We start from the raw sequence: 26,120 nt of genomic DNA, 5'->3' as shown, positions 1-26,120 counted from the left end.
CTCACCTCAATACTTTTGCCGCCTTCAGTCTGGCTCTTGTCTCCTCCAGCATCTTAAGTTCCTCCGCTGTCATATCCTTCTGTGAAAATATCTCGGCCATACGGAAATGTTCCAGCGCTTTGTCCTCCTCGTTTCTGGACAGGGCGATCACGGACATACAGCATTCCCCCACCGAACGGAGCCAATAGGTACCGAATTCCTCGTAGATCCTGGCACTTTTCTTAAAATACCGCTCTGCCTCCTCATACTTCCCCTGCAGATACAAAATATAGCCGTAATCTTCATAGAACAGATCCAGGCTTTTTATCACCCGCTTTTCCAGGCAGAGACAAATTGCTTTCTCCATGATCTTTCCGGCCTTTTCATATTCTCCCCGCCGCCTGTAGATAAGGGCCAGATAATCATAAGCACCGGCCACATTAAAATAATTGGCCCGTTTCATCTTCGGACTTTCAAATAGCTGGATAGATAAGAGCAGCAGATGTTCTGCCCTGTCATACTCTCCTTTCAGAATATTACAGTACCCCTCCAGCCGCAGCAGCACCCCTCTTTCTCTGGCATACGCGTTCAGGTTCTCTGTGGATTTTGCTTCCTTCAAATACTTTTCCATCCATTCCACACTGCCTTCCTTCAGGCCGTAGCAGATCAATTCCACATAGCCTTTCAAGAGCATATCCGTCCGCTCCAGCTCCCCGGCACGATCCATCATCTTCTGGATACACACGATCCCCCGCTTCCGTTTGCCGTCTCTGGTCAGGGAACGACCCGCAAGAAAATCAAGCACCATATGGAGTTCCTCATAATTCCGGAATTCCACCTCATCTTCCATGGCTTCCAGGCGCTGGGTATATTCCTCCATATCCTGGTAGATCCTCTCCCTGTCAAGCCTTATACTGTTTCTTGTATCCTCGTCATTGACCACTGTGGGAAAAAATTCATCATAATAGTCCAGCACATACTGCAGATGCATAATGTCATAGTAAAGCTTCTCATATTCACAGTCTGTAAAACTGTAATGGTACCGAAGTTCGGACAAATAGAAATATATGCTTCTGTTCTTTTGGTATATCTTTTCATAATACCGGATCGCCAGTTTGTGCAGTTCCAGGCGTTTAAACTGGGAAGTGCGCTCATAGATCATGTCCCGGACCATTTTCTCCCGTATCTTCAGCATTCTGCGCTTTCCTCCGCCTGTCTCGGCAAGCAGCCTTCTGCGCATGAGAAAATCCAGGATCTTCATTACCTTCACAGAGTTCTCGTCCAGAATACTGCCAAGCTGCTGTACATCCGTACCGTGCTCCATCACGGACAGATATTCCAGATACTCATACTCTTCCTGGCGGAAACCGGAAAACATCCTCTCCAGGGTTCTCTCCGTCTCCGGCAAAAACTGAAAATATTCTTCTGCCCCCACACGGATATTTTCCGCCACATCCTTCAAAAACCTGAGATTTCCTCCGGTATATTCATAGATACTGCGGGAGGACAGTTTTTCCGGAAACTTTTCTTCCAGTGCGTCCACCAGATACGCCCTGCTCTCCTCCTCTGTCAGATGATGCAGTCTCACCACCCGGACCCGTGAGACAGACTCCAGACGCGCCAAAAGCTGTGGCTGCGCCTGAAAATTCGGACAGTATTCCATTAGAATAAAAAAATCCCTCCTGTAACGCTCAAAAAAACAGGAGATAAGCAGGTTGAGACTCTGCTCATCCACAGACTCCATGTTTCTGAGAAGCAGAATATGATTGCTGCCCTTTCTTCTCACAGCCTTCATCATGGTTTCCAAACGGTTCCTGTAACAGATGTCACTGTTCCCTCCAAAAAACTCCATATTTTCCTGAGGAAGGGCAATACGGCACCTGTCACAAATCTGCTCCATGACTTTCTCCAATGCCAGATATCTGACCTGCTGGTCTGATACCTGAAATTCCACGGAGATGACTTTGGTATCCATACTCTCTATAAAAGTTTTCAGAACCATGGATTTCCCCATGCCCACACTTCCGCAGAGAATACAGATATCCGCCTCCTCTCTGCGGCTGTATTTAAGATACTCCTTTGAAAGTTCTGCCACAGCCTGCAGGTGTCCTCCGTAGAGACAGCCGTCCCCTTCCTCCCGCCGCCTTTTGCGCATGAACAGAATTTTTTCGTACTGGTCTTTTGTGCGCGGTTCCGGCTCCACACCCACGTCTTTTCTCAGCGCCTCCGCAAAACCGGTATAGACCAGCACAGCCTTATTATAATCCCCGCGGGCGGCGTAAATCTGCATCAGCGCGCAGCAGGCCATTTCCTGATAGGGGTCCAGCAGCAGTATTTTCCTTGCATATCCCTCCGCGGCTGTGAAATCCTCTCTCTCCATACACTTTTTCATAGCCGGCCAAAAACGGTCCACAAACAGTTTTTCATATACGTTCTGCATACTGCTCACCCATTTTTCAAATCCGGCACAATTTTTCAGATGAAATTTATCCAGGAAACAGCAGCTCTCCATCTGCAGCAGATATTTTTCTCCGTTGTCCATGAGAAATACATCCGTATCCCTGGCAATCTCCACCGCCGGGTCCAGCTTAATATACTCCTTTCCCATGGTGACCAGCACCCCGTCCCCCAACAGGGTGCGCAGCTTATACAGACTGTTCCGCAGATTGCGCCTTGCCCCCTCCTCACTCTGTTCTTCCCAGAACAAGGCTGCCAGCTCGTCCCTGGAACAGCTCTCATTAAAAAGAAGGTATAAAAGCAGTGCCTGGATCTTTTTCTGCGGAATCATCACATGGGTGCCATCCCTGATAATCTCAGGTTTTCCCAAAAAACGAACTGTAATTTTCATCTCTCCGTCTTTCCCCTTTACTGATAAAATTCATGCCCCATAAACTTTGTTAATTTTTTCGCATTTAGATATCTGCCTTACATTATATCTGAATTTTCTCATTCCGTAAAGGAATCATGCAATCGTCATCCTAAACATCTCCTCCCTTTTTACTTTTTCTTGTTAAAACTTTAATTTGTGCATAATGTCAAGTCGAAAAGTGACGATAAACTGACAGAAGCAGTCTATAATAAAAAGAAAGGTAACTGTTCAGTACCCTCACAGTTACAGGCAAAAATCCATGCAGAATCGCCTGTGGCGATGGGATTTTTGCTTGGCCGTGGTACACTTTCTTACGGTCAGCGCAGTGGATGCGCAGTCCTGCTGAATCGTTACAAAGAAAGCATATATGAAGAAACTATATAAAAAGAGGAGGATTTTTTATGCAAACCGTAATCATTACAGGCGAGACCTTAACCTTGGATGAATTGGCAGCAGTCTGCCGTTTTCATGCTCCCGTAGAACTGGACAAAGAGGCCATGGAGCGCATCCGTGCTTCCAGAAAGATCATTGACGATTTTGTAGAACGTGAGGAGGTCGTATATGGCGTTACCACCGGTTTCGGCAAATTCAGTGATGTGGTCATATCCAAAGAAGACTGTGTGCAGCTTCAGAAAAATGTCATTATGACCCATGCCGTAGGCGCCGGTGAAGCATTTCCCACAGAAGTGGTCCGCGGTATCATTCTGCTGCGTCTGAACAATCTGGCGAAAGGCTTTTCCGGTGCGCGCCCTGAGACCGTGGAAACCCTGGCAGCCATGCTGAACAAACACCTGCATCCCGTCATCCCGCAGAAAGGCTCTCTGGGCGCCAGCGGTGATCTGGCTCCCCTTTCCCATATGGTCCTTCCTATGATGGGTATGGGACTTGCCGAATACGAGGGGCATATTTATCCGGGCAGGGAGGCAATGGAAAAGGCAGGGATCCCTGTTATTGATCTCCATGAAAAAGAAGGAATCGCGCTTATCAACGGTACACAGGTTATGACCGCAGTGGGTGCGCTCACCGTATACGACGCCATCCGGCTGATAAAATACGGGGACATTGCAGCAGCCCTCACCTTTGAAGCTCTGAACGGCATCACCACAGCCCTGAAACCGCAGGTCCACCTCACCCGTCCTCACAAAGGACAGATTGACACAGCCCGCATTTTAAACGAACTTCTGGAAGGAAGCAAAATGACTACCGAACAGGGCGAGCTGCGCGTTCAGGATCCTTATACCCTCCGCTGTCTGCCCCAGATACACGGTGCTTCCAAAAATGCCCTGAATTACATCATGGAACAGATCGAAGTGGAAATGAATTCAGTCACAGACAACCCCATCATTTTCCCACAGACCCAGGAAGTCATCTCCGGCGGAAACTTCCACGGACAGCCTATGGCCCTCACCTTTGATTTTCTCGGGATTGCAGTAGCTGAACTTGCTGATGTGGCTGAACGCCGCATTGAACGCCTGGTGAACCCGGCTCTCAACTACGGACTTCCCGCATTTTTGGTGGAAGGCGGCGGGCTGAATTCCGGCTATATGATCGTGCAGTATTGTGCTGCTGCCCTGGTTTCTGAGAATAAGATCCTGGCACACCCGGCCTGTGTGGACAGCATCCCCTCCTCCGCCAACCAGGAAGATCATGTATCCATGGGTACCATTTCTGCCCGGACAGCCCGGGATATTGCGGATAATGTCCGCCGTGTGCTGGCTATGGAAATCCTCTGTGCCTGCCAAGCTATTGATTTGAGAAGCCGGTCCGATGCAGGCAAAAAAGGAGTGCTCGGAAAGGGAACAAAAGCAGCTTATGACACGGTGCGGAGCAAAATCCCCTTCTATGACAAAGACCGGGAGCTTTACCCTGAGATCAATGCCTGTGAGGAACTGCTTGCTGATGACAGCCTGATCGAGGCAGTGGAGACCGCCTGCGGCCCGATCACCTTTTAAAGAATAAAGGAGTTTAATTATGGAAAATAAGACAGCATATAATTCAAGTGTCAAAATACGTTTTTTCATCTGCAGCATAATCGGCGTTTTCCTTTTCTTTGTTACCATTCCTTATAACGGAAACAAAAAAGTACCTATGGTACATATCATGGATATCATTCAAAACGCCCTGGGGCCTAAGGCCCAGTACATTTTTGTTATGATTTCCTGCCTGGCAGTGCTGGCAGCCAGCATCTATGTAAAATACGGAAAAAATGTGCCCGGGATCCTGAAAAGCACCTATCAAAAAGACAATCTGTTTTCCTATTTTACCTATGGCACAGCAGCCATATTCAGTGTTATGGCCATTTTCCAGGTGGGACCTGCCGCTATCATCGACCCGGAGATCGGTGAAACCTCTTTAAGTATAGCCGCGGACTCTTTCTTTGCCATTATGGTAGCCGGAACTCTGGTAGCCTTTATCACAGAATTCGGTTTTCTGGAATTCCTGGGCAAACTGCTTGAGCCTATTATGCGCCGTGTGTACAGGGTGCCCGGTAAATCCGCTGTGGATGCCATCTCTTCCTTTGTGGCAGCTCCCGCCGCCGGCGTTATGATCACCAATGATCTGTACCAGAAAAAAGTATACACAGCAAGAGAAGCCAGTTCCATCACCACCAACTTCAGTATTGCCAGCCTGGGCGGATTTGCCTTCCTGTCTTCCATAGCCGGAATAGAAAACCTCTACAGTGAGGTGGTTCTGGCGGCATTCATCTGTGTATTTGTACTGGCTGCCATTATGATCCGTATCCCTCCTCTGTCCAAAAAACCGGACACCTACATTGACGGCACTGCACAGACAGAGACCCAGAGAAAACCGGAACACTACAGCAGCAAAACATTTCCGGCAGCATACCGGGACGCCCTGGAAAAATCATCCGGAACGAAATTTACTGTATTTTTAGAACAGTTAAAATCTTCTTTTATGTTCGGCATCAAAGTAAATGCATTTATTGTATCTCTTTCCGTCATCTGCCTTTTAATTTTTAATTATACGCCCATTGCCAAATGGATCGCCATTCCCATGGCTCCGATCTTAAGCCTTTTAGGCCTGCAGGACGCACAGCAGATCGCTGCCTCCTCTATTGTGGGAATCTTTGCCCTATCCATACCGGCTACCTTGATCAAAGGCAAAGCTGTGGCTGCGGCCAGTGCATTTTTCGTAGTTGTACTGTCCACATCACAGATCATATTCTTCACGGAAAGTGCCAATGCCATGCTGGAATCTGATATTCCTGTGGGCTTCGGCGACCTGGTAAAAATCTTTTTCATCCGTACCATTATCCTGATTCCGATGGTAGCGCTGATGGCTAAAATACTGGTGTGATCGCATCATGCCGGCAAAAAACAGATTCGGAGTGTGAAAACCATGAAAGATAACCATAAGATTTTATTTGAACCTTACCAGCTTGCAGGCTGTACCCTGAAAAACAGATATGTGATGGCCGCTATGGGTACCGGCGGAATGGTCACCGCGGAAAACACCTTCAATGAACGGGGCATTGAATACTATGTGGCAAGGGCCAAAGGCGGGGTTGGCCTCATCATCACCGGCACCATTTATGCGGAAAATGATATCGAAAAAGCAGTGGACGGAACCATGCCCTGTCCAACAGATAATCCATCTACCTTTATTATGAACACAGCGGAAATGTGTGAGCGTGTCCATGCCTATGGGTCTAAAATATTTACCCAGCTCACTGCAGGATTCGGCCGTGTACTGAAACCCCATCTGCTCTGCGGGCAGCCGCCAATAGCGCCCTCCCCGGTGAGCAGTTACTGGGATGAAACACTTATGTGCAGAGAACTGACTGTGGACGAGATCCACAGGATCGTGGAGCGCTGCGGAGATACGGCAAAGATCTGCCAGCAGGCCGGTTTTGACGGAATAGAGATCCATGCGGTCCACGAAGGATATCTTCTGGATCAGTTTGCCCTGCCCCTCTTTAACAAACGGACAGATGAATACGGCGGCTGTCTGGAAAACCGCCTGCGTTTTGCCTGCGAAGTAGTGCAGAATATAAAGAAAAAATGCGGAGAACAGTTTCCGGTCATCCTCCGCTACAGTTTAAAATCCTACATAAAAGGTATGCGCCAGGGCGGCCTTCCCGGAGAAGACTTTGAAGAACTGGGCCGTGATATCCCGGAAGGCATTGAATCTGCCAAAATCCTGGTAAAAGCAGGTTATGACGCATTGGATGTGGACGCCGGAACCTATGATTCCTGGTACTGGTCCCATCCGCCCATGTATTTTGAAAAAGGCATGAACATACCCTTTGGTGAAATCCTGAAAAAAGAAATGGATGTACCAATCCTGGTTGCCGGGCGCATGGAAGATCCGGATTTGGCCTCCGATGCCCTGCGGGACGGAAAAACCGACCTGATCGCACTTGGCAGAAGCCTTCTTGCAGACCCTGACACAGTAAATAAAATAAGGAGCGGCAGATTTGAATTCGTACGTCCCTGCCTTGGGTGCCATGAGGGCTGCATGAACCGGCTGATCACTGCAAAGCCTGTTTCCTGTGCCGTAAATCCCTCCTGCGGAAGAGAAACCTCCTATTATCTGCAGCCTGCATATGTAAAGAAAAAAGTTCTCATTATCGGGGCAGGCGTGGCAGGAATGGAGGCAGCAAGAGTTCTGAAACTCAGAGGACATTTACCTGTCATCCTGGAAAAGAGCAGCCGTCCCGGCGGTTCCCTTCATCTGGCCGGGGCACCGTCCTTCAAACACGATGATCTGAAACTGGTTGACTGGTATCAAAGAACACTGGAAGATTTGGGTGTAGAGATCCATTACAATACCGCTGCGACAGCAGATACCCTGAAATCCTATCCCCACAACACGGTCATTGTAGCCACCGGTTCCACTCCGCGGACCCTGCGTCTGCCCGGAAACCATGATATGTACCCTGCAGAACGCATCTTTTCCGGTGAGATCACTCCCGGCGATCATACGGTTATCATCGGGGGCGGGCTGGTAGGCTGTGAACTTGCTCTTGACCTTGCTAAAAACAACAGACAAGTCACCATACTGGAAGCCCTGCCGGAAATATTATCCGCCGGCGCTCCGGTGCCTCATATGAATAAGATCATGCTGAAAGATCTGCTGAAGTTCCATCATGTGCAGCAGATAGCAGGCGCAGGCGTCAAATGCATTGAAGACAGGACTGTCACTTATACAAAGGACGGGGAAGAACACACTTTGGAAGCTGACACCTTTGTCTGTGCCATTGGATATACCTCCAACAACGCACTTTATGAACAGTTAAGTCTGGAGGAAAATGAGATATACCTGCTGGGGGATGCCCGGAGAGTGCGGAACATCATGTACGCAGTCTGGGATGCCTACGAACTGGCGCGCAGTCTGTAAAGGCAAGGAAGGATACTATATGGACACTATTTTATATGCATGGGAGGGGCCCCTGCCCACTCCCGACTCCTTCGACCCGGCAGTGCGCCGGGCTCCGAAGCGGGAGGCAGCGCTTGGCGAAGCTGATATCAAACTGGCTGTTAAAAATGCCCTGCGCTACATTCCTCCTAAATATCACCGGGAGATCATTCCGGAGTTCTATCAGGAACTCATGGAACATGGCCGGATCTACGGCTATCGTTTCCGGCCTCACGGAGCAATCTATGGAAAACCGGTAGATGAATACAAGGGAAAATGCCTGGCCGGAAAAGCCATTCAGGTTATGATAGACAACAACCTGAACTTTGATGTGGCGCTATATCCCTACGAACTGGTCACCTACGGGGAAACCGGACAGGTATGCCAGAACTGGATGCAGTACCGGCTCATAAAAAAATACCTGGAGCAGATCACAGAGGATCAGACGCTTGTGGTCAGTTCCGGTCATCCGGTGGGCCTATTCAAATCGGCCCGTTCCTGTCCCAGAGTCATACTGGCCAACGGTCTCATGGTGGGGAAATATAACAACTTGGAACAATGGAACCGGTGCGCTGCCCTTGGGGTTACCAATTACGGACAATTCACGGCAGGAGGATGGTTTTATATCGGGTCCCAGGGAATCGTGCACGGCACATATTCCACATTTCTGGCAGCAGCAAGGCAGATCCTCCACAAAAGCAGTGAGGAAGTTCTCAGGGGAAATCTCCTCGTCTCTGCCGGTCTTGGAGGGATGAGCGGGGCACAGGGCAAGGCAATCGAACTGTGCCAGGGTGTGGGGATCATCGCGGAGGTGGATGCCTCTAAAATAGAGCTGCGTATGCGTCTTGGCTGGATCAAGGCTATGGTGCATACACCCAGAGAAGCGTTTGTACTGGCAAGAGAATACCAGCAGAGGGGGGAGCCTATTTCCATTGGGTTCCATGGAAATATTGTGGATCTGCTGGAATATGCTGTGGAAACGGAGCAGGATATTGATCTGCTCACAGACCAGACGTCCTGTCACGTGGCATTTGACGGGGGATACTGTCCTCAGGGAATGACATTTGAGGAACGGACAAAAATGCTTGCTGAGAATAAGGAATTATTTGAGGAAAAGGTAAAGAAAACTTTGTTCCGGCATCATGAATTGATCGAGATCCTGCGTTCCAGAGGCACTTATTTCTTTGACTATGGAAACAGCCTGACGACCACTATGTATGATATTGGGATCAAGGACGTGTGCAGGAACGGAGAAAACGATCTGGACGGATTTATCTATAAATCTTTTGTGGAAGAGTTCATGGGTCCTACTCTTTTTGACTATGGTTACGGGCCATTCCGTTGGGTTGTACTGAGCGGAAAGCCGGAGGATCTGGCACTGACAGACCAGACCGCAATGGACTGTATTGACAAAGACCGAAGGTTCCAGGATTACGACAATTATCTGTGGATCAAACATGCAGGAGAAAACCATCTTGTTATGGGTACACAGGCCAGGATACTTTATCAGGACGGGGAGACCAGGAAGAAAATCGCCCTTGCCTTCAACCGTCTGGTGCGGGAAGGCAAAACCGGCCCTATCATGATGGGCCGTGACCACATGGATACAGGCGGTGTGGATGCACCTTCAAGAGAAACTTCCAATATCCATGACGGGAGCAACATAACTGCTGATATGTCCGCACTGGTTTACGGCGGGGATGCCGCTATGGGCATGACCATGATGACCATACACAACGGCGGCGGAACAGGAATCGGCAACTCACAAAGCTGTGGCTACGGGCTGCTCCTGGATGGCTCGTCGGAGGTGGATGAGATTATCTGCCGGGCTGTAAATTATGATGTTATGTGCGGCGTGGCAAGACGCGCCTGGGCTGGGAATCCACATGCGCTGGAAACGGTTTCGCTTTATAAGGAAGAAGGAAATACGCTTACGGTTCCTTTTGGATGTGATGAGCGGGAATTATCGGATATGATCCATGTGTTGAAAAAAGAAAAATGATGTCTCATGCACCCTCTTAAGCATATGACATAAAACGGCCGCACGGTATGATTCTTCCGTATACTGTGCGGCTGTATTTTCTTTTGAAATGTCCATATGACCCCGATTCCACTCTGCCGCCTCGTAATATTTTCGTGATTTACGGTTTATGTTTGCAGGAGTGGAGGGATTGACATTATTGTGGCAGGCTTTGCTGCGGCGGGCTTTCCGGTTTGGATGGCTTTGCTGCAGCAGGCTTTTTACTTTGGATGGCTTTCCCGATAAAGCCAATAGTTATCTTTTATTTGCAGTGATCATAGAACTCCTTTAGTTCCGCTTTTACTTCGGATGAGAGCTGGCTTTTTTTAATTCCCTGGATTGCACCTTCCAGACCGTATAAACGATGGATACAGGCTGAATCATCAATGGCTTTGATCTTTAGCCATGCCTGTTTACTTCCTGTTTCTTTTAGCTGGTCAAAGGTAGTGATGCCGACCTGGTTGAGTTGTTCTTCTACTACCGGGCCAATGTTTGGAAGTTTTGATAAGTCACCCATGGTTTTCCCTTCTTTCTTTATTAGAAATTTTGAATATTAGAAACTATTCCGTCTGCTTCACAGTCGCAAGTAAAATGCATGCAGAACCGCCTTGGAAAATGGAATCTAAGAAACTAGAATTTTTGCCTGGCGGCTGAAAGTTTTTTCCCTCCGGGAACTTCCTTACGGCCAGCACAGAAAAGGCGCAGAGTCAATTCACAGTTCTGACATTTTCTACATTAATATTTCATAATCGAAATATTGTTCTTGAAAATATACTGCTTTTTCTATTTCGTCACGGGTAAAACAGATACCTTCCGGTGCTGCCACCCACTCATCTTCTGCATCATTCTTGCGGTGGATCACAGAAATAATGACCCCTTCAGCACTTTCTACCGGTTCACTGATCCCTAGAAAATAAACATCCTGTTCTTCTCCTTCCGCAGCAATGATCCCTTCAATATATCCATATACAAATTGCAATGTAAAGTACAGTGTTTCAAAAAAATTCACTGTTTTGTAATAAGATTAGGGAAAATACCGTTACTGTGGAAATATCTTTATTTAAAAATGTCCTGTTAATATTTCCTCCAAACCATCTTATCAATGACTCCTGTATAAGATTGAATGATCTTTATTACCTTAGTGCTTACATTCTCATCTAAATAGTCCGGTACTGTATTGCCATGATCACCCTTTACATACATATCCACAGCAGTTGTCACCGCCTGCAACAGGGATTTCTCATCAATCCCTGCCAGTATAAATGCTGCTTTATCTAAAGCTTCCGGGCGTTCGGTGGATGTTCTGATACACACAGCAGGGAATGGATGACCGACGCTTGTAAAGAAACTGCTCTCCTCCGGCAATGTACCGGAATCAGATACAACAGCAAATGCGTTCATCTGCAAATGATTATAATCATGGAATCCAAGGGGCTCATGCTGAATCACACGCCTGTCCAGCTCAAAACCAGATGCAGCTAAACGGTTCTTTGAACGGGGATGGCAGGAATACAGGATTGGTATATCATACTTCTCTGCCATCTTATTGATTGCTGTAAACAGAGACAGGAAATTTTTCTCCGTATCAATATTTTCTTCTCTATGCGCAGACAACAATATATACTGCTGCGGTTCCAATCCAAGTTTACCCAGAATATCCGAATTCTCAATCTCAGATAAGTTCTGATGCAGCACTTCCGCCATGGGGGAACCGGTCACATAAACACGCTCCTTTGGCAGACCGCACTCATGCAGATATTTTCTGGCATGTTCACTATATGCAAGGTTCACATCGGAAATAATATCCACAATCCGGCGGTTCGTCTCCTCCGGCAGACACTCATCTTTGCAGCGGTTACCAGCTTCCATATGGAAGATTGGAATATGCAGACGTTTTGCCGCAATCGCTGACAGACAGGAGTTGGTATCGCCAAGAATCAGCAATGCATCCGGCTTGATGCTTACCATCAGCTTATAAGAACAGTTGATGATGTTTCCGACTGTTGCCCCAAGGTCATCTCCAACCGCATCCATGTACACTTCAGGATTTTCAATCTTTAAATTTTCAAAGAAAATACCATTCAGGTTATAATCATAATTCTGTCCCGTATGGGCAAGAACTACGTCAAAATACTTCCTGCATTTATTGATGACCGCCGCCAGACGGATGATTTCCGGGCGGGTACCAACGATAATGAGAAGTTTCAGCTTCCCGTTTTCTTTAAAATGTATATCTGAATAATCAGTTCTGATCTCTGTCATCTCCCACTTCCTCCTTAAACCGGCTCAAAAAATGTATCCGGTCTCTCCGGATTGAAAATCTCATTGCAGGTCATGACTGTCACCAGATTTTCTGTTTCACTTAAATTAATGATATTGTGGGTCCATCCCGGAATCATATAAATTGCTTCAATCTTATCTCCGCTCACTTCAAACTCCACAGTTTCACCTGTGTGGATATTTCGTTCCTGAATCAGGCCATGTCCGGCTACCACAATAAACAGCTCCCACTTGGAATTATGCCAGTGCTGACCTTTCGTGATTCCCGGACGGCTGATGTTGATGCTGACCTGTCCGCAGTCTGCTGTATGCACCAGTTCAGTAAAAGAACCTCTGTCATCACAGTTCATCTTCAGCGCATATTTAAATTTCTCAGCCGGAAGATAAGTCAGATACAGGCTGTACAGCTTCTTTGCAAAGCTTCCCTCCGGCATCTTCGGCATCATTAAAGTTTCCGGCTGTGCTTTGAATTGCAGGAGCAGATCCACAATCTCTCCAAGCGTTACTTTATGTGTTACCGGAACACAACAATAACGTCCATTATCACCCAGAACGGTCTCCACACCGTCAAACCCGCAGTGCAGCTCTTTGCCTTCCAGAAGATCAAACATTCCATCTATAAGATCATCAATATAGAGCAGTTCCAGTTCTGTGCTGCGGTCATTGACCGTAAACTCCTCATCATTTGCTACTGCCCAGCAGAAAGTAGACACCGCAGAATTATACTTCGGACGGCTGTGCCCCATGAGGTTTGGAAAGCGGTAAACAGCAACCTTTGCGCCTGTTTCTTCTGCGTAAGAAAAAAATAATTCTTCTCCGGCTTTCTTACTTTTACCATATTCGCTGTTTCCGAAACGTCCAGACAGTGTTGCTTGAATGGAAGAAGAAAGCATGATGGTTGCTTTATTATTATATTTTTTCAGAGTATTCAGAAGATCGGATGCAAAACCAAAGTTCCCTTTCATAAAATCTTCCGGATTTTCAGGTCGGTTTACACCTGCCAGATTGAAAACAAAATCTGTTTTTCGGCAGTACTCGTCCAACTGCTCCGGTGTGGAATCCAGATCATATTCATAAATCTCTTCAATATACAGATTCGGACGGGTACGGTTTTTATTCTCCTTGATATTTTTCAAGTTAGCAACAAGGGCGGTTCCCACCATCCCCCTGGCGCCGGTTACTAATATGTTCATATGTCACCTCAATAAATGCAAATTTTACTTTGCAAGTTCTTCCTGAATATATGTAAGAGATGCAATCTTCGCTTTCGTCTCCTCCACAGTCAGCAGCCTCGTATTGTTGGAATTAAACTCGCTCAGTTTTGCTCTCTCCGTATTGCCCTGTGTAAAGAACTTGTCATAATTCAAGCCCCTCTTATCACATGGTACACGATAGAAATTGCCTAAGTCAATAGCATGCGCACATTCTTCATTAGTCAGAAGTGTTTCATACATCTTCTCACCATGGCGGATGCCGATGACCTTAATATCCTCTTTCTTTCCACCAAACAGTTCACACACTGCCTCTGCCTGTGTCTGAATCGTACATGCCGGTGCTTTCTGCACCAGAATATCACCTGGTTCACCATGTTCAAATGCAAATAAAACAAGATCAACTGCCTCTTCCAGGGACATGATAAAACGTGTCATGGTTGGCTCTGTCAGTGTGATCGGGTTTCCATTGCGAATCTGGTCAATCCACAGCGGAATAACAGAACCGCGGGAACACATAACGTTGCCGTAACGGGTGCAGCATATCTTCGTTTTCTTCGTAGTACGGCTCTTGGCAACAATAACCTTTTCCATCATGGCTTTTGATGTTCCCATTGCATTGACCGGATAGGCTGCTTTGTCGGTGGAAAGGCAGATAACGGATTCCACGCCTTCTTCAATGGCTGCAGTCAGGACATTTTCTGTACCGAGGACATTTGTCTTTACCGCTTCGATTGGGAAAAATTCACAGGATGGAACCTGCTTTAGGGCTGCTGCGTGGAATATGTAGTCAACGCCGTGCATGGCGTTTTTTACAGATGCCAGATTACGGACATCGCCAATGTAGAACTTAATCTTGTCCGCTGCTTCCGGCATCTTTGCCAGATATTCATGACGCATATCGTCCTGTTTTTTTTCATCTCGAGAGAATATGCGGATTTCTCCGATGTCTGTTTGGAGGAACCGGTTCAGGACGGCGTTACCGAATGAACCGGTGCCCCCGGTTATCATTAAAATTTTTCCTGTAAATAGAGACATTTTATTTCCCTCCTAAAAAATTATAAAATTTCTTTTTAGTATTTTATTAAACATCAAGTACATAGTTACTATCATGCCTACATATACGTATCCTCAAACAAAAAATTCATTTCAGAAAGATGCCAAGGAATTGTCCATAACATGCTAAAACATCATAATACCCACAATCAGAATAAAATAAAGAGTATTTTCTCGCAAACACTGCGATATGCTTGTGCATTTGTTGAACTCTAGGGCTTTCCCGATAGCCTACGCTTAAATTTTAAAAATATTTCATCTTGTTTTATAAGCAAAATAATACTCATCAACAATATATATATAATTACGCCACATAACACTTGAATAATCAATGTGAGAATAGATATCCCCATCTTTATTTCGACCAAGCGTACCCCAAAAAACATTGCGATTCCGCAACATGCATATAATATCCAATCTTTTAAGTACACTTTGAGATTGAGTTTTTTCCATACAGCAACAGTATGCACAAAACATAATACTAATTCCGCTCCAATTGTTCCTATTGCAGCTCCCGTGGCTCCAAATTTAGGAATAAAAAGATAATTCAATCCCAGATTTACAATCGCTCCACTAACTACAGCTGTAATATATATCTTATCTTTTTCGTGTGGTATAAGATATTGTGTGCGAATAATATTCGCCCAAGAACTTGTCATTAAAATAATAGCCAGCATCGTTATTATACTTCCGCACTCCGAAAAATCTTGTCCGTAGAAAACGACTGAAAAAATCGGCGCAATACCTGCTATACCAAAAGCCATAGCAACTACTATTATTCCTATATATTTCATTGACATTTGAAAATATGTATTGCTTTGACTTTCCTTATTATTAACAAGAAGATTTGATATTTTCGAAAGCATAACTGTACCAATCGCAGTTATAACCCCTAAAGGTAATTTAACAATTTTCTCGCTATATTCGTATATTCCAACCGCTGCAATATCATGGTTAATCAATTCGAGCATAATTTTATCCATTATAGTAAAAACACTTGTAGCAAGAATTGGAATAAAAAGAATCAAGTTTGGTTTTAAATGACTTAAAATTTCTCGGGTGTTAACTCTTACAAAACAAACTTTTTTTAACAGCACTGGAAACAGTAATATCTGTCCTAGCAAAACTCCACCAGTCATTATGATAATATACTTATACACATCAGCATCTGATTTGACAAAAGTAAATATGGCAATAACTTGCACAAATTTGATAATCATTCCGCGCGTTACTGTAATCCTGAATTGTTCAGTACCGATAAAATACCAATTAATATCTAACACCACAGACAATAGGTATAAAATCTGAATTAGAAGTGCAGTGTGATACTTCTGCTTTGTTAAGATAATAAATCCCACATACGCCGTCATTACAACCGCCGAACATATAAGTTGCAAAAAATATATACCCCAAAATTTTCTACTACATAGTAACTTGTCATCGCGGTTTCTTGCAATTGATCTTGCTCCATAATTCCCTACCCCTAGCAGAATAAAAAGTGCAAAGTAACTAGCCACTGATGTGGAGTAAGAGTAGACCCCCACACCTTCTTTTCCTACGACTCGAGAAATATATGGCGCAGTAATTAGTGGAATAATTATTACGGAAATTTGATAAAAAACATTGTAAAATATATTTCTTCTCAGCCTCATATGTTCTCCTGAATTGCGTCTGAAATCAGATTATATATTCGATCGCAGTTATTGCAATCGTGAAATTCAAAAAATTCCCTGATATTTTTTAAATACCCTTCATTCTTAAATTTCCCACACAGAATCTGTGATAGCGCATCGACTACCTGCTGCTCTTGAATTAGAACCGGACCAAAAGTTGACTCGTCAAAATAGCCTTTTTGATAATGTTCTGAAAAGAATTTTTCTCTATCAAACTGATAATATAAAACTGGTTTTTCCATATATGCAAAATCAAAATATACGCTTGAATAGTCTGTAATCAATACCTCTGATTCTTTAAGCAACGTAGAAACATCAAAATCCGAAAAGCTGGCTATAATAACATTCTTTCCTCCAGTAAACATAGAAAGAAATTTTTGTATCTCATAATGAGGATAAAAAACAAGCTTATATCCATTTATCTCCAAAAGCTCATTCATCTTTGGATTCATCAAAAAAGATTGGTATATTCTAAAATATTCATTTTTTTTAAATTCTTCTATACTATATGCATTAATCCATTTTCTCCAAGTGGGCATCAATAATATCTGTTTTTTCGTATCGAAATCAAACAAGTTATCATATCTTGCTAATCCAGTATAGCAAACTACACCTGCTGGATAATAATAGTTTTTAACAACATATTCAAACTCTGGTCTTGCTCCACAGATAAACAAATCCACATCTGTATTAGGATATTTTAGTCCCTCGATATTATCTTTTATTATTCCGTGCTGTAAGAATACTTTTTTGCCTTTAAAAAGTTTTACTCGTTTATCTACACCAACAAAAAAGCCTGGACAAGGAGTAAAACCCATAATATGTGAACTTATTAATTTTGAGGCTGTGAACATTAGCGCATAGTGTTCAGCAGAACCATACTGTACAATTCTTCCAAGATTTTTCACCTTTTCATAATCTGCCGAATAGTTATCAATGATATATGCGGCATTTATTTCTGGATGCTGTTCACGCAAATATTTGAAGAAAAAATAGCCATTATCTCGTGCATCATCTCCGCGTTCAGATACAAGCCACAAATCTTTGTTGCATTTTTTTGTTCTATAGTATTCCGTGGCAATGCGTCCCTTCAATGTTTTTAATGCGCATTTCATATAATCTTTTAATATTTTCGTTGCCATCACTTTCTTTCGTCACTCCTCATCATATTTGTGCTCTATATTTTCCCTGATAATCAATCTTGAGTAGATCAAAGCCATCCAAAAATATTTGTAGGTTATACTATCCAACGAAAAAGCCATAATCAAAACTGTTAGTAACAATGCGAATGTGGAAAAATCCTGTTGTCGAAATAGACCCTTCAAAATCTTCCACACATATCGCCCAAATAACAGCATTCCAATAAGACCACCTTCAACCATCAAAAGAACATATAAATTGTGAGAAGCACATGTCCTATATACCGTTGCAATAGCCGAGAAAAAATTACCACATCCATAGCCGAATACCGGATTATTCTTTATCAATTTTCCTGCATACATCCAAATCGTATATCTGTTATGTGATCCAGAAGCTAATTCATTTAGGCCCAAAATATTTTCTTTTGAAAATCTTGTTTGTAAGAGATTTTCTGGTAAAATACCAATAATGAATATAACCGCAACAATGCCAAGAAGAAATACCCTTAATGCCTTCCTTCTTTCACCTTCGTTAAACAAATTCAAAATTATTTCAATTGAAAACCCGACAACGAAAGCAAGTAATGCACCTCTGGATCCAGTCAAAAGAATACCCAAAATTTGCCAAATTGCTAATAGTACAAATCTAATAGAACGCCTTTGAGCCTTATAAAATTCTCCAATTGAAACTTGTGCGCCAAGCAAAATAATTGATGCCACCACATTAGGATCCAGAGCGGATTCCAACAGCATAATTGTCCTTCGCCCCTCATCCGTAAATCCTGAGCTTGTAGGAAACAAAATCATAATCGCCGAAGCTATGCATCCTCCTAAAATTAGGGATTTCCGCACCACTTTCATATCTATGCTCTTTACTGGAACCATTTCCATCGCACACAGAAAAATAATCTGAACGATGTAAATTCTAAAGAAATACTGCCACCACTGTACAGAACTTACCCATGTAACAGATACAAACATATATATAGTCCACAAAATCAGAGACCCTTGATACTTTGACAGAAACCAGTTTCCTCTATTTTGAATAATAACATATGCAATCAGAAGCATTCCTATAATTTTCAATATGCTACCAAACGAAGAGGCCAAGGCCTCCTCAAAAGGCATCAAGCAACAGTATAATGCTAACAGGTATGTAATAACTCTATTCTTTGCTGTCATAGCGACTACTCCTATGCAGAACACATTCCTACTTTCTAAAAATGGAACCTACCATTTCAGTAAAGTATTTCACCATTCTCAGAAAGCGCGACCCAGATGGTGGAACATATTCTTCTTTTATAAAATCTTCAAAAGGTAAGCTCATATTTAGCCCTTCATATTCAGTAAAATAATTAGCAACCTTACGATTTAACCTTCCGCGAACAATTAAAAATCCCCAATCATAATCAAAGACTAATGGGGCATCTTTCTTTAGTGCATACAACTTTCCACCGACTAAAGAGCTACGAAAGCTTCCATTCAACTCAAACTGCCAAGGATTTTCATATGTCCTCATTATTTTCTTTAAGTAGCTAACTCGCCATAAACCAATCTGTGCATTCACTCTGTATTTTGCAAACCTGCCACGCAATTCAAAGTCAAAATCTGCTATATCCTCTCTATTAGGGCCTGGCTGCCATCCAAATGTAAATAACTTAATATCAGGGTCCTTATCCATTCGCTGTACACATTGAGTTAATTTTTCCAAGTTGACCGGCGATTTCAAATAAAAGTCATCTAAAATCATTACTATGTATGGTGTTTTGACACTGTTCAACGAATTTATCAATCGTTGACTCCATGAGCATCCATCACTATATGTGTTGGGTCTTTTGATATTCAAACCTTCATGTTCATATGTTTTTGTCTCTGTATTTAAAACAATGTCATTCGTGCAATTCGGCCAGTATTTGTAAAATTGCGTAAAAAAACCTGGCCATAAGCTTTCATACTTATCGCATGTATTGTATATGATAGATATTTTATCAAGCATCTTCATTTCTCCATCAATTTTTTATATACTTCACCCAGCACATCATCTACCGCTTCGTCCGAAAATCTACTATAATCTGATTTATATATATTCTTTGCATACCAGTTTCTTGTTTCATCCTGACACATCGTGTAAATCGCTGCACTTAATGCCTTCTCATCTCTAATCGGAATAACAATACCAGTAATACCTTCTTCTACAATTTCAGCATTTCCACCACAGTCCGTCGCTATACACGGCAAACCAGCTGCACAGGCCTCAAGCAACGAAATCGAATGGTTTTCATGCAAAGACGGTTGAAGAAAAAAGTCACCTGCCGCATAGTATTTTTCAACATCACTCTGATTACCAGCAAATCGGATACGATTCGAAATTTGTACACAGGCTTGTTCCATTTTTGTTCTAAAGTCTCCATCTCCCACGAATAAAACTGTAAATTTCTCAGGCCAGTCTTGTTTCAGCCGATTTAAACTCTCAAGTAAGGTCTCCAAGCCTTTTTCCCGGGTCATTCTACCAACATAAATTCCAACAATGTCATCTTTCAGAATATTATATTGTCTTCGAATTTCGTCTCGATATTGTTCTTTCATATTTAAATCAAAATGAGGCATCCGGTTATATACAAAAGGAAGCATTTTTTTACCATACGGTTTGAAATATTCACGCTCCGCTGCATGTCGGCAAACGCATGAAATGCCATCTGCCAATTGGAATGACAGGCGTTCGATTATATTTTTGCAAATCCATTTTTTTAGCGGACTAATATAAACCAAATCGCTATACATACCGTGAACTGTTACAAGTATTTTTCCTTTATGTGTCAATTTTGCCGCAATAATAGCATTCAAACCATCAATTGCAGCACCTCTCACATGGATAATATCCGGATTAACTTTCTTTATATACTTATAATAGAACATAATATCATGCAAATTCAGTCCAGCATAAAAGTTATTCAAGACCATTGGTTCAAAATCATATATCTCTGTCAATTTAGAATTCTTAAGTGCTCTATATTCAGCACTAACTCCACCCGTTCCAGACGGATCTAACACTTGATGCAATACTTTTACTTTACTCATCTTACCAATAACAACCGCCTTCTACACTTTTCGCATCTTTAGGCTTCTCACTTTTAGAAGGTCTAATCCAATATTCGTTAAAATACTGTTGCATCTCTGGACGTACATCCCACCGAGCACCGCGAATTCCAAACATCACTTGTGTTGCCCCAGCAAGATGGATAACCTGTTTATTTAATGCTTTCATTTTTGCCGCTAGCGGCAATCCATATGCTCCGCATCCTATAATAGCCACATCAAAATCAAGTTGCTTGATTTCTTCGAACATGTGATCCAACGCTTCAAACCATGTCGCATATTCACAACTTCCCCCAGCATTGGTCTGAACAGCCTTATAAGTCAGCAGTTCAAAATCTGGCAAGACCTCTGGATTTTGAAAGAGCTTATCATGAATAGTATATTGATGCTGTATTGATTCCTCAAATGGATGTACCACGAGTACCTTTTTGTGCTCTAATGCCTTACTCCACGGATTTTTGCTTCTATAAGGCTCCAGACCTATTAATTCTACCAATTCTGCATCTGGACTTGTTTTATGAATCACATAATCCTCAAGCAGGTTAAACCATACTCCGAAAACATCAACCGATTTGCTCGATTCCCACAAAAGATGCCCAAACTTCAACAAATTCTCTTCGTCTGTCGGAAAAAAGCCTGCATTCAAATGCATTGCTTTTTTGATATAATCCGGGTAACCTTTGCGAAGTTTCAAGTCGTTTTCAAGAGTATATACAAGGACCCTTAACTCGGCATCCCCAAATCTGGCAGCCAAAAACGGATCTCCCGATTTCAACATTTCAAAAATATACCTGTTAGATTCATCGACTCCCTTAATCGGCTTGTCATAATATTTATTTCTTTTAAATTTTTGATGCCCCATTATTTTTCGAATCGTACACCAGAAAAGATTTTTCAGTTTTGCAATGAGGTATTCCAATCTATTCATTTGCATAGCTCCCACATTTTATTTTACAATAGACAAACTCTTTAATTTGTTCATTATAATTCCAACTAATTTATGCAGTATTACCGAAAACACAATCGTTACCACTGCACAGACAATATACGCCACCCCTATCGTTATATACCGATTCTCAAATTTCAAAAATGGAATCTGGCATATATAATACATAACAAATATATGGCTCAAATAAATTTCATACGAATACTTTCCTAACCATAAAGCCACTTTATTCACAAAAATCGTGTCTTCTAAAACAGTCAACAAAACTACTATAAGAATAATAACAAATGCCCATACCATCAGTGTGTCTTTTTGAAGCGCAACATATATCAGCATAGCTGCCAACAATATATGGTCTGTCATGTGAACACGAAACTCGCGTTTAATGATAAAAAAGTACAGGAGTTGCCCCAATGCCAAAAATACAAACTGATTTATAATAAACATATCCGCCCATTCGCTAATGATAGCATCTAACAATAAATGATTACATATTACGTGAAAAGCAATTCTAAATAAAAGACCCGCAAATACACATTTCACTGCTGACGAAGTCGTCCTAATAATTCTGAACAACAAAGGGGCCAAACAAGTGTATATCCAAATAATACCGACATACCAACCACCTGGTACAACCGCGTTTATCCAGATTGGGCTGAATCCATGCAATCCAAGGATATTCAATATAATTCCTATGGGCCTTATTAAGACACTGTCTTGTGTAAATGAATTAACTGAATATCCATTTCCTACTAAATAATAAACCAAAACCATCAGGGCATATGTAGGGAATAATCTCAGATATTTCTTCCTCAAATACGGGCCGTACCCCCCCCCACCCATTCTTGTGCTCTTGCAAGCGAAAGAAATACGGTAAAACCTGAAATAATATAAAACATCTGAACCGCCCGCGCACCATTCAACAGACTGTCTGTCACACTATTAGCTGATATCATGCTTTTTGATATAAGCCACTGTATCAAATGGCACATTAATACAGCGAGTGCTCCGTATCCTCTTACATGAATCAATCCATTTATACCTGCCTTTTTCACTCATCACTGTACCTCTTCCTTAAACACTTTTCATGTTCCACAATTTCATCATCACTGAAGCGTTTTTTAATCCTTAGCTCTTGTTTGTTTGATACAATTGAATACGGTTCAACATTTTTTGCTATAATAGCACCTGCACCGATTACTGAACCTTTTCCAATCGTAACACCTTTTAAGATAACCGCTCCCATGCCAACCCAAACATCATCTTCAATAATGACATCTTGATCATCCACTTCTCTTTTTTCCTTTACGTCAATCATATACTTTCCAATGACATCTGTTCGATGATTTCCAGTAACAATTGAAACATTCGGGCCAAACATAACATTATTACCAATATAAATATGCGCACCGGTAGAAATGAGTGTAGCCCCCCCCCCAATAAAAACATTATTGCCCATATGAATAGTAGGAGCTGTTATTGTACTTTTACCATCTAGATGACAGTTTGTTCCATGCTCAGATAAACAATAAAGAACATATTGCATCTTGAATCGCTCAATCAAATTTTCTATCTTTGTGAATAACATACCAACCATCCAAATCATTTATTTCCCCTCTTCTTAGCTTTCATACTCCTGTAAAATCCTTTTCAACATTCATAAAAAGAATTTTCTTTGCTACTTCTTTCTGAGAAATGCCACTTTGCAAATATTGTAATGCTTTTTGTGATTTTATAATTCTTATTTCCTCATCACCGTATAAAACTTCCATAATTGTTTTTTTCAGCGCTTCGACCGTATCATCTGGAACAAAGTAAATAAAATCACGATACTGTTTCGGCATGCCGTCCAATTTATATGCAACAACCGGATTACCGGTAGCAAGGTAATCAATAATTTTCGAAGGGAATGAATATTTCGTATAGTCCGAATTATTTTGTCTGGGATTTACAAGGACATCACCCTCCAGAATATACTGTCTGGCCACATCCGACGTAACCTGACCTTTATATAGGATACGCTTGTCTTGTTCTATACATCTTATGACATTTTCTTTTTCTTCTCCACTACCGCAGATCAAAAGTCGGAGATTTTCATCATCAATTTTCATAAACGCGTCTACTAGATTCATGATTCCAAAACTTCTATCCAGTTTTCCTGTATATACAATTGTTCTAATATCCGTGTTTTCTCTTTCCAAGTTTGTTCGACATACTTCCTGATAAATCCCCTCAACCACACAATATGGCCTTTTCCCAATTTTTAAATCTTCAGCCATTGGTTCAGTTAAAATAACGTAGGAATCCACCAACGCATTTTCTTTTTGAAACGCTTTAACATCAAACTTTTTCATAATCTTGTAAACAGTTGACACGTTATCTGCCAAATTCATATATTGTGGCAAATCTGGAACCACTAAACAAATTTTAATTCTACTGTCTTTTTTCTTAGCATAATTAGCAGCTTGAATTAATGGTGTATGAGACGTGTAAACGATAATAAGTTTATCTGAATCATTTGAATCGATGAAATCCTTTAACGCTCGTCTAGCTGCCCTTGACCTAGATAGATTTCTTATCCCCCACACATTAATAAAATTAACATATTTATAACCGCTATTATCTATTACGCGAGGATCAAATCCATCAAAATACCAGTCTGCATATGCATTAGGATATGCTCCAATAAAAGGTGCAGAAATTACCTCAAGATCAATTCCACATTCCTGCAACCCGCCTATTATTTTTTTTTGAAAATTATTAGCCGCATATTCAACATATGTACGTGTTTTCGATACAATTTCATCATTGTGGGAGTCATCAAAAACTCCACCTAATAATAAGACTCTCATTACTTATATCCCCTTATCTATGTTCTAAAAACATATAAACACACGCTATTGGAGATGAAGAAAATGCTTTAACTGCATCTAAAACAAAGGCTCCATATCTTTTCGTGCGCAGTTCAGCAAACGCAATTACCGCATAGTGCCGCATCTCTACATACCTAATATCTTTTTTGCTCAAGAAATTGAAATACCTTTTCTTTTCTTCATAAAGGTTATTTTCTCCATCTATTTTCCTTTGCCCACTGGAGAGTCCGGCTGTTTCTCCAGTATGAACATAGGCTTTCACATAACAATGAGGAGAATATACGAATTTTCCTCCACCAAGAACTGCTTCCTTCATAAGATAAAATTCGTCACCTATATCACTTCCAGGAAATCCACCTATTTTTCTTAAATACTCTGTTTTGAACATTAAAGTATCTGTTCCCGTCATATGATATAAAAGATGATACCTCATAAGTTCTTTTGTGCTTGTATTCTTAATATAAGAACGAATGCGTTTATCAATAACTTCTTCTTTTTCATTATACAGATATAAATCAGTTAATCCATAATCTGCATTCACGGCTATTATATCCTTAAGTTGCATTTCAATTTTCCTTGGAAGATATACATCGTCATCATCCAGAAAAGTAATATATTTTCCTTTTGCTGCCTTAATACCTCTATTTCTCGTCGCAGCAGATCCTAGATTGCACTCATTTTTGATGTAGAGAATAGAGAGGTCGTTTTCCCGTCGGATTCTTTCAATATGTGAGGCTACCGTTGCATTCCATTCTGTATCTGCATTATCATCCACAACAATGACATCTATATATTTATAGGTCTGCTTTGTTAAGGAAATAAGAGCCTCATGCAATTCATTATCCCTATGATATGTGGCAATAATTATACTAACCAGTACATCTTGCGTTGTCCTTATTGTATCCATACAACTCCATCTTTCTTACTTTTTACTATCAATCGCCTGTTCCCTCTTCATCTCGCCAGTGCCACCTTCAACAACACCATCACCCCTCAATGCGCTAATCACAGTACCAAAAAAGCAACGACAGTCAAAAAGGAAACTCATCTTCTGAACGTACTCTCCATCTAGTCTCGCCTTGTCCTTAATCTCCAACTCATCGCGACCACAAATCTGTGCCCAACCTGAAAGTCCCGGCTTCACATCATTTGCTCCGTATTTACCTCTTTCTTCCAACAGGTCATACTGATTCCACAGAGCCGGTCTCGGACCGATTACACTCATATCGCCCTTCAAAATGTTCCAGAGCTGCGGAATTTCATCTAGGGACGTTTTACGCAAAAATTTTCCCACTCGTGTGATATACTGCTCAGGATTTTCCAACAGATGGGTAGGCATATCGTGCGGTGTGGACATTTTCATTGAACGAAACTTAGCTAGCTGGAAATGCTTTTTATGTATTCCTACACGCTTCTGTGTAAAGAACACAGGCCCCGGGTCATCAATCTCAATCGCAATCATGATGATCAGATACAGCCAAGAGGCCACAATTAATCCCAACAGGGCTAAAACAATATCAATTAATCTTTTAATATATTTCCTATACATAAAGACTCTTTCCTCTCGTACCCCTTAATAATTCTGGAATCGACAATCCT

At 42.2% G+C, this 26,120-nt stretch carries 21 protein-coding genes; 4 read left to right on the top strand and 17 right to left on the bottom strand.

The features are described from left to right. Nucleotide 1: 1 nt before the first annotated feature. A complete protein-coding gene (locus tag CI595_RS12960) occupies nucleotides 2-2,827 on the bottom strand; it encodes a tetratricopeptide repeat protein (protein ID WP_095173724.1) in 2,826 nt (941 codons plus the stop codon). A 422-nt stretch (nucleotides 2,828-3,249) separates the two neighbouring features. Here CI595_RS12960 and hutH point away from each other — a divergent pair, with 422 nt between their 5' ends. From hutH to CI595_RS12940, 4 genes are read left to right on the top strand one after another with little or no spacing between them, the layout of a single operon-like run. Then, the gene (gene hutH, locus CI595_RS12955; protein ID WP_095173722.1) at nucleotides 3,250-4,800 is read left to right on the top strand and encodes a histidine ammonia-lyase; all 1,551 of its coding nucleotides are present in this window, start codon (nucleotides 3,250-3,252) and stop codon (nucleotides 4,798-4,800) included. A gap of 19 nt (nucleotides 4,801-4,819) precedes the next feature. Next, complete coding sequence (locus CI595_RS12950) at nucleotides 4,820-6,166, top strand: YjiH family protein (protein ID WP_095173720.1); 1,347 nt, start codon at nucleotides 4,820-4,822, stop codon at nucleotides 6,164-6,166. A 42-nt stretch (nucleotides 6,167-6,208) separates the two neighbouring features. Next, nucleotides 6,209-8,209, top strand: a complete 2,001-nt coding sequence (locus CI595_RS12945) for an oxidoreductase (RefSeq protein ID WP_095173718.1) — start codon at nucleotides 6,209-6,211, stop codon at nucleotides 8,207-8,209. Between the two features lie 19 nt (nucleotides 8,210-8,228). After that, entirely contained in the window at nucleotides 8,229-10,229 is a 2,001-nt protein-coding gene (locus CI595_RS12940; RefSeq protein WP_095173716.1) for a urocanate hydratase, read from the top strand. A gap of 280 nt (nucleotides 10,230-10,509) precedes the next feature. On the opposite strand, the gene CI595_RS12930 is transcribed toward CI595_RS12940, so the two are convergent. From CI595_RS12930 to CI595_RS12855, 16 genes are all read right to left on the bottom strand, one after another. After that, nucleotides 10,510-10,764: a TfoX/Sxy family protein gene (locus CI595_RS12930; protein WP_095173711.1), complete on the bottom strand. Its 255-nt coding sequence runs from the start codon at nucleotides 10,762-10,764 to the stop codon at nucleotides 10,510-10,512. A 213-nt stretch (nucleotides 10,765-10,977) separates the two neighbouring features. Then, nucleotides 10,978-11,256 carry an inorganic pyrophosphatase gene (locus CI595_RS12925; RefSeq protein WP_095173708.1) on the bottom strand — a complete coding sequence of 93 codons (279 nt, stop codon included), beginning with the start codon at nucleotides 11,254-11,256 and terminating at the stop codon, nucleotides 10,978-10,980. 65 nt (nucleotides 11,257-11,321) lie between these two features. After that, nucleotides 11,322-12,509 carry a non-hydrolyzing UDP-N-acetylglucosamine 2-epimerase gene (gene wecB, locus CI595_RS12920; RefSeq protein WP_095173706.1) on the bottom strand — a complete coding sequence of 396 codons (1,188 nt, stop codon included), beginning with the start codon at nucleotides 12,507-12,509 and terminating at the stop codon, nucleotides 11,322-11,324. A gap of 14 nt (nucleotides 12,510-12,523) precedes the next feature. After that, nucleotides 12,524-13,720: a polysaccharide biosynthesis C-terminal domain-containing protein gene (locus CI595_RS12915; protein WP_095173704.1), complete on the bottom strand. Its 1,197-nt coding sequence runs from the start codon at nucleotides 13,718-13,720 to the stop codon at nucleotides 12,524-12,526. Nucleotides 13,721-13,744: 24 nt separating this feature from the next. After that, nucleotides 13,745-14,776 carry a polysaccharide biosynthesis protein gene (locus CI595_RS12910; protein WP_095173701.1) on the bottom strand — a complete coding sequence of 344 codons (1,032 nt, stop codon included), beginning with the start codon at nucleotides 14,774-14,776 and terminating at the stop codon, nucleotides 13,745-13,747. Nucleotides 14,777-15,006: 230 nt separating this feature from the next. Continuing rightward, on the bottom strand, nucleotides 15,007-16,446 hold the full coding sequence (locus CI595_RS12905; protein ID WP_095173699.1) for a flippase: 1,440 nt from the start codon (nucleotides 16,444-16,446) through the stop codon (nucleotides 15,007-15,009). Then, nucleotides 16,443-17,609: a CDP-glycerol glycerophosphotransferase family protein gene (locus tag CI595_RS12900; protein ID WP_095173697.1), complete on the bottom strand. Its 1,167-nt coding sequence runs from the start codon at nucleotides 17,607-17,609 to the stop codon at nucleotides 16,443-16,445. Before CI595_RS12900 ends, CI595_RS12905 begins: the two co-directional genes overlap by 4 nt. A gap of 12 nt (nucleotides 17,610-17,621) precedes the next feature. Further along, a complete protein-coding gene (locus CI595_RS12895; protein ID WP_095173695.1) occupies nucleotides 17,622-18,788 on the bottom strand; it encodes an O-antigen ligase family protein in 1,167 nt (388 codons plus the stop codon). Nucleotides 18,789-18,816: 28 nt separating this feature from the next. Beyond that, on the bottom strand, nucleotides 18,817-19,602 hold the full coding sequence (locus CI595_RS12890) for a glycosyltransferase family protein (protein ID WP_095173693.1): 786 nt from the start codon (nucleotides 19,600-19,602) through the stop codon (nucleotides 18,817-18,819). 2 nt (nucleotides 19,603-19,604) lie between these two features. Further along, nucleotides 19,605-20,684 (bottom strand): glycosyltransferase, encoded by a 1,080-nt coding sequence (locus tag CI595_RS12885; protein WP_095173691.1) that lies wholly within the window; start codon nucleotides 20,682-20,684, stop codon nucleotides 19,605-19,607. 1 nt (nucleotide 20,685) lies between these two features. Beyond that, nucleotides 20,686-21,630 (bottom strand): hypothetical protein, encoded by a 945-nt coding sequence (locus CI595_RS12880; protein ID WP_095173689.1) that lies wholly within the window; start codon nucleotides 21,628-21,630, stop codon nucleotides 20,686-20,688. A gap of 18 nt (nucleotides 21,631-21,648) precedes the next feature. Next, nucleotides 21,649-22,491 (bottom strand): acyltransferase family protein, encoded by an 843-nt coding sequence (locus CI595_RS12875; RefSeq protein WP_095173687.1) that lies wholly within the window; start codon nucleotides 22,489-22,491, stop codon nucleotides 21,649-21,651. Between the two features lie 208 nt (nucleotides 22,492-22,699). Beyond that, complete coding sequence (locus CI595_RS12870; protein ID WP_095173685.1) at nucleotides 22,700-23,254, bottom strand: acyltransferase; 555 nt, start codon at nucleotides 23,252-23,254, stop codon at nucleotides 22,700-22,702. A gap of 22 nt (nucleotides 23,255-23,276) precedes the next feature. After that, nucleotides 23,277-24,500, bottom strand: coding sequence for a glycosyltransferase (locus tag CI595_RS12865; protein WP_095173683.1), 1,224 nt, complete (start codon nucleotides 24,498-24,500; stop codon nucleotides 23,277-23,279). 13 nt (nucleotides 24,501-24,513) lie between these two features. Beyond that, entirely contained in the window at nucleotides 24,514-25,428 is a 915-nt protein-coding gene (locus CI595_RS12860; RefSeq protein ID WP_095173681.1) for a glycosyltransferase family 2 protein, read from the bottom strand. A 15-nt stretch (nucleotides 25,429-25,443) separates the two neighbouring features. Further along, nucleotides 25,444-26,070 carry a sugar transferase gene (locus tag CI595_RS12855; protein WP_095173679.1) on the bottom strand — a complete coding sequence of 209 codons (627 nt, stop codon included), beginning with the start codon at nucleotides 26,068-26,070 and terminating at the stop codon, nucleotides 25,444-25,446. Nucleotides 26,071-26,120: the final 50 nt, after the last annotated feature.

Origin of the sequence: Blautia hominis (assembly GCA_002270465.1) — a bacterium.
GTDB classification, from domain to species: Bacteria; Bacillota; Clostridia; order Lachnospirales; family Lachnospiraceae; genus Blautia; species Blautia hominis.
The sequence above is the reverse complement of the archived record's forward strand: the minus strand, read 5'-3'. Positions and strand labels throughout refer to the sequence as shown.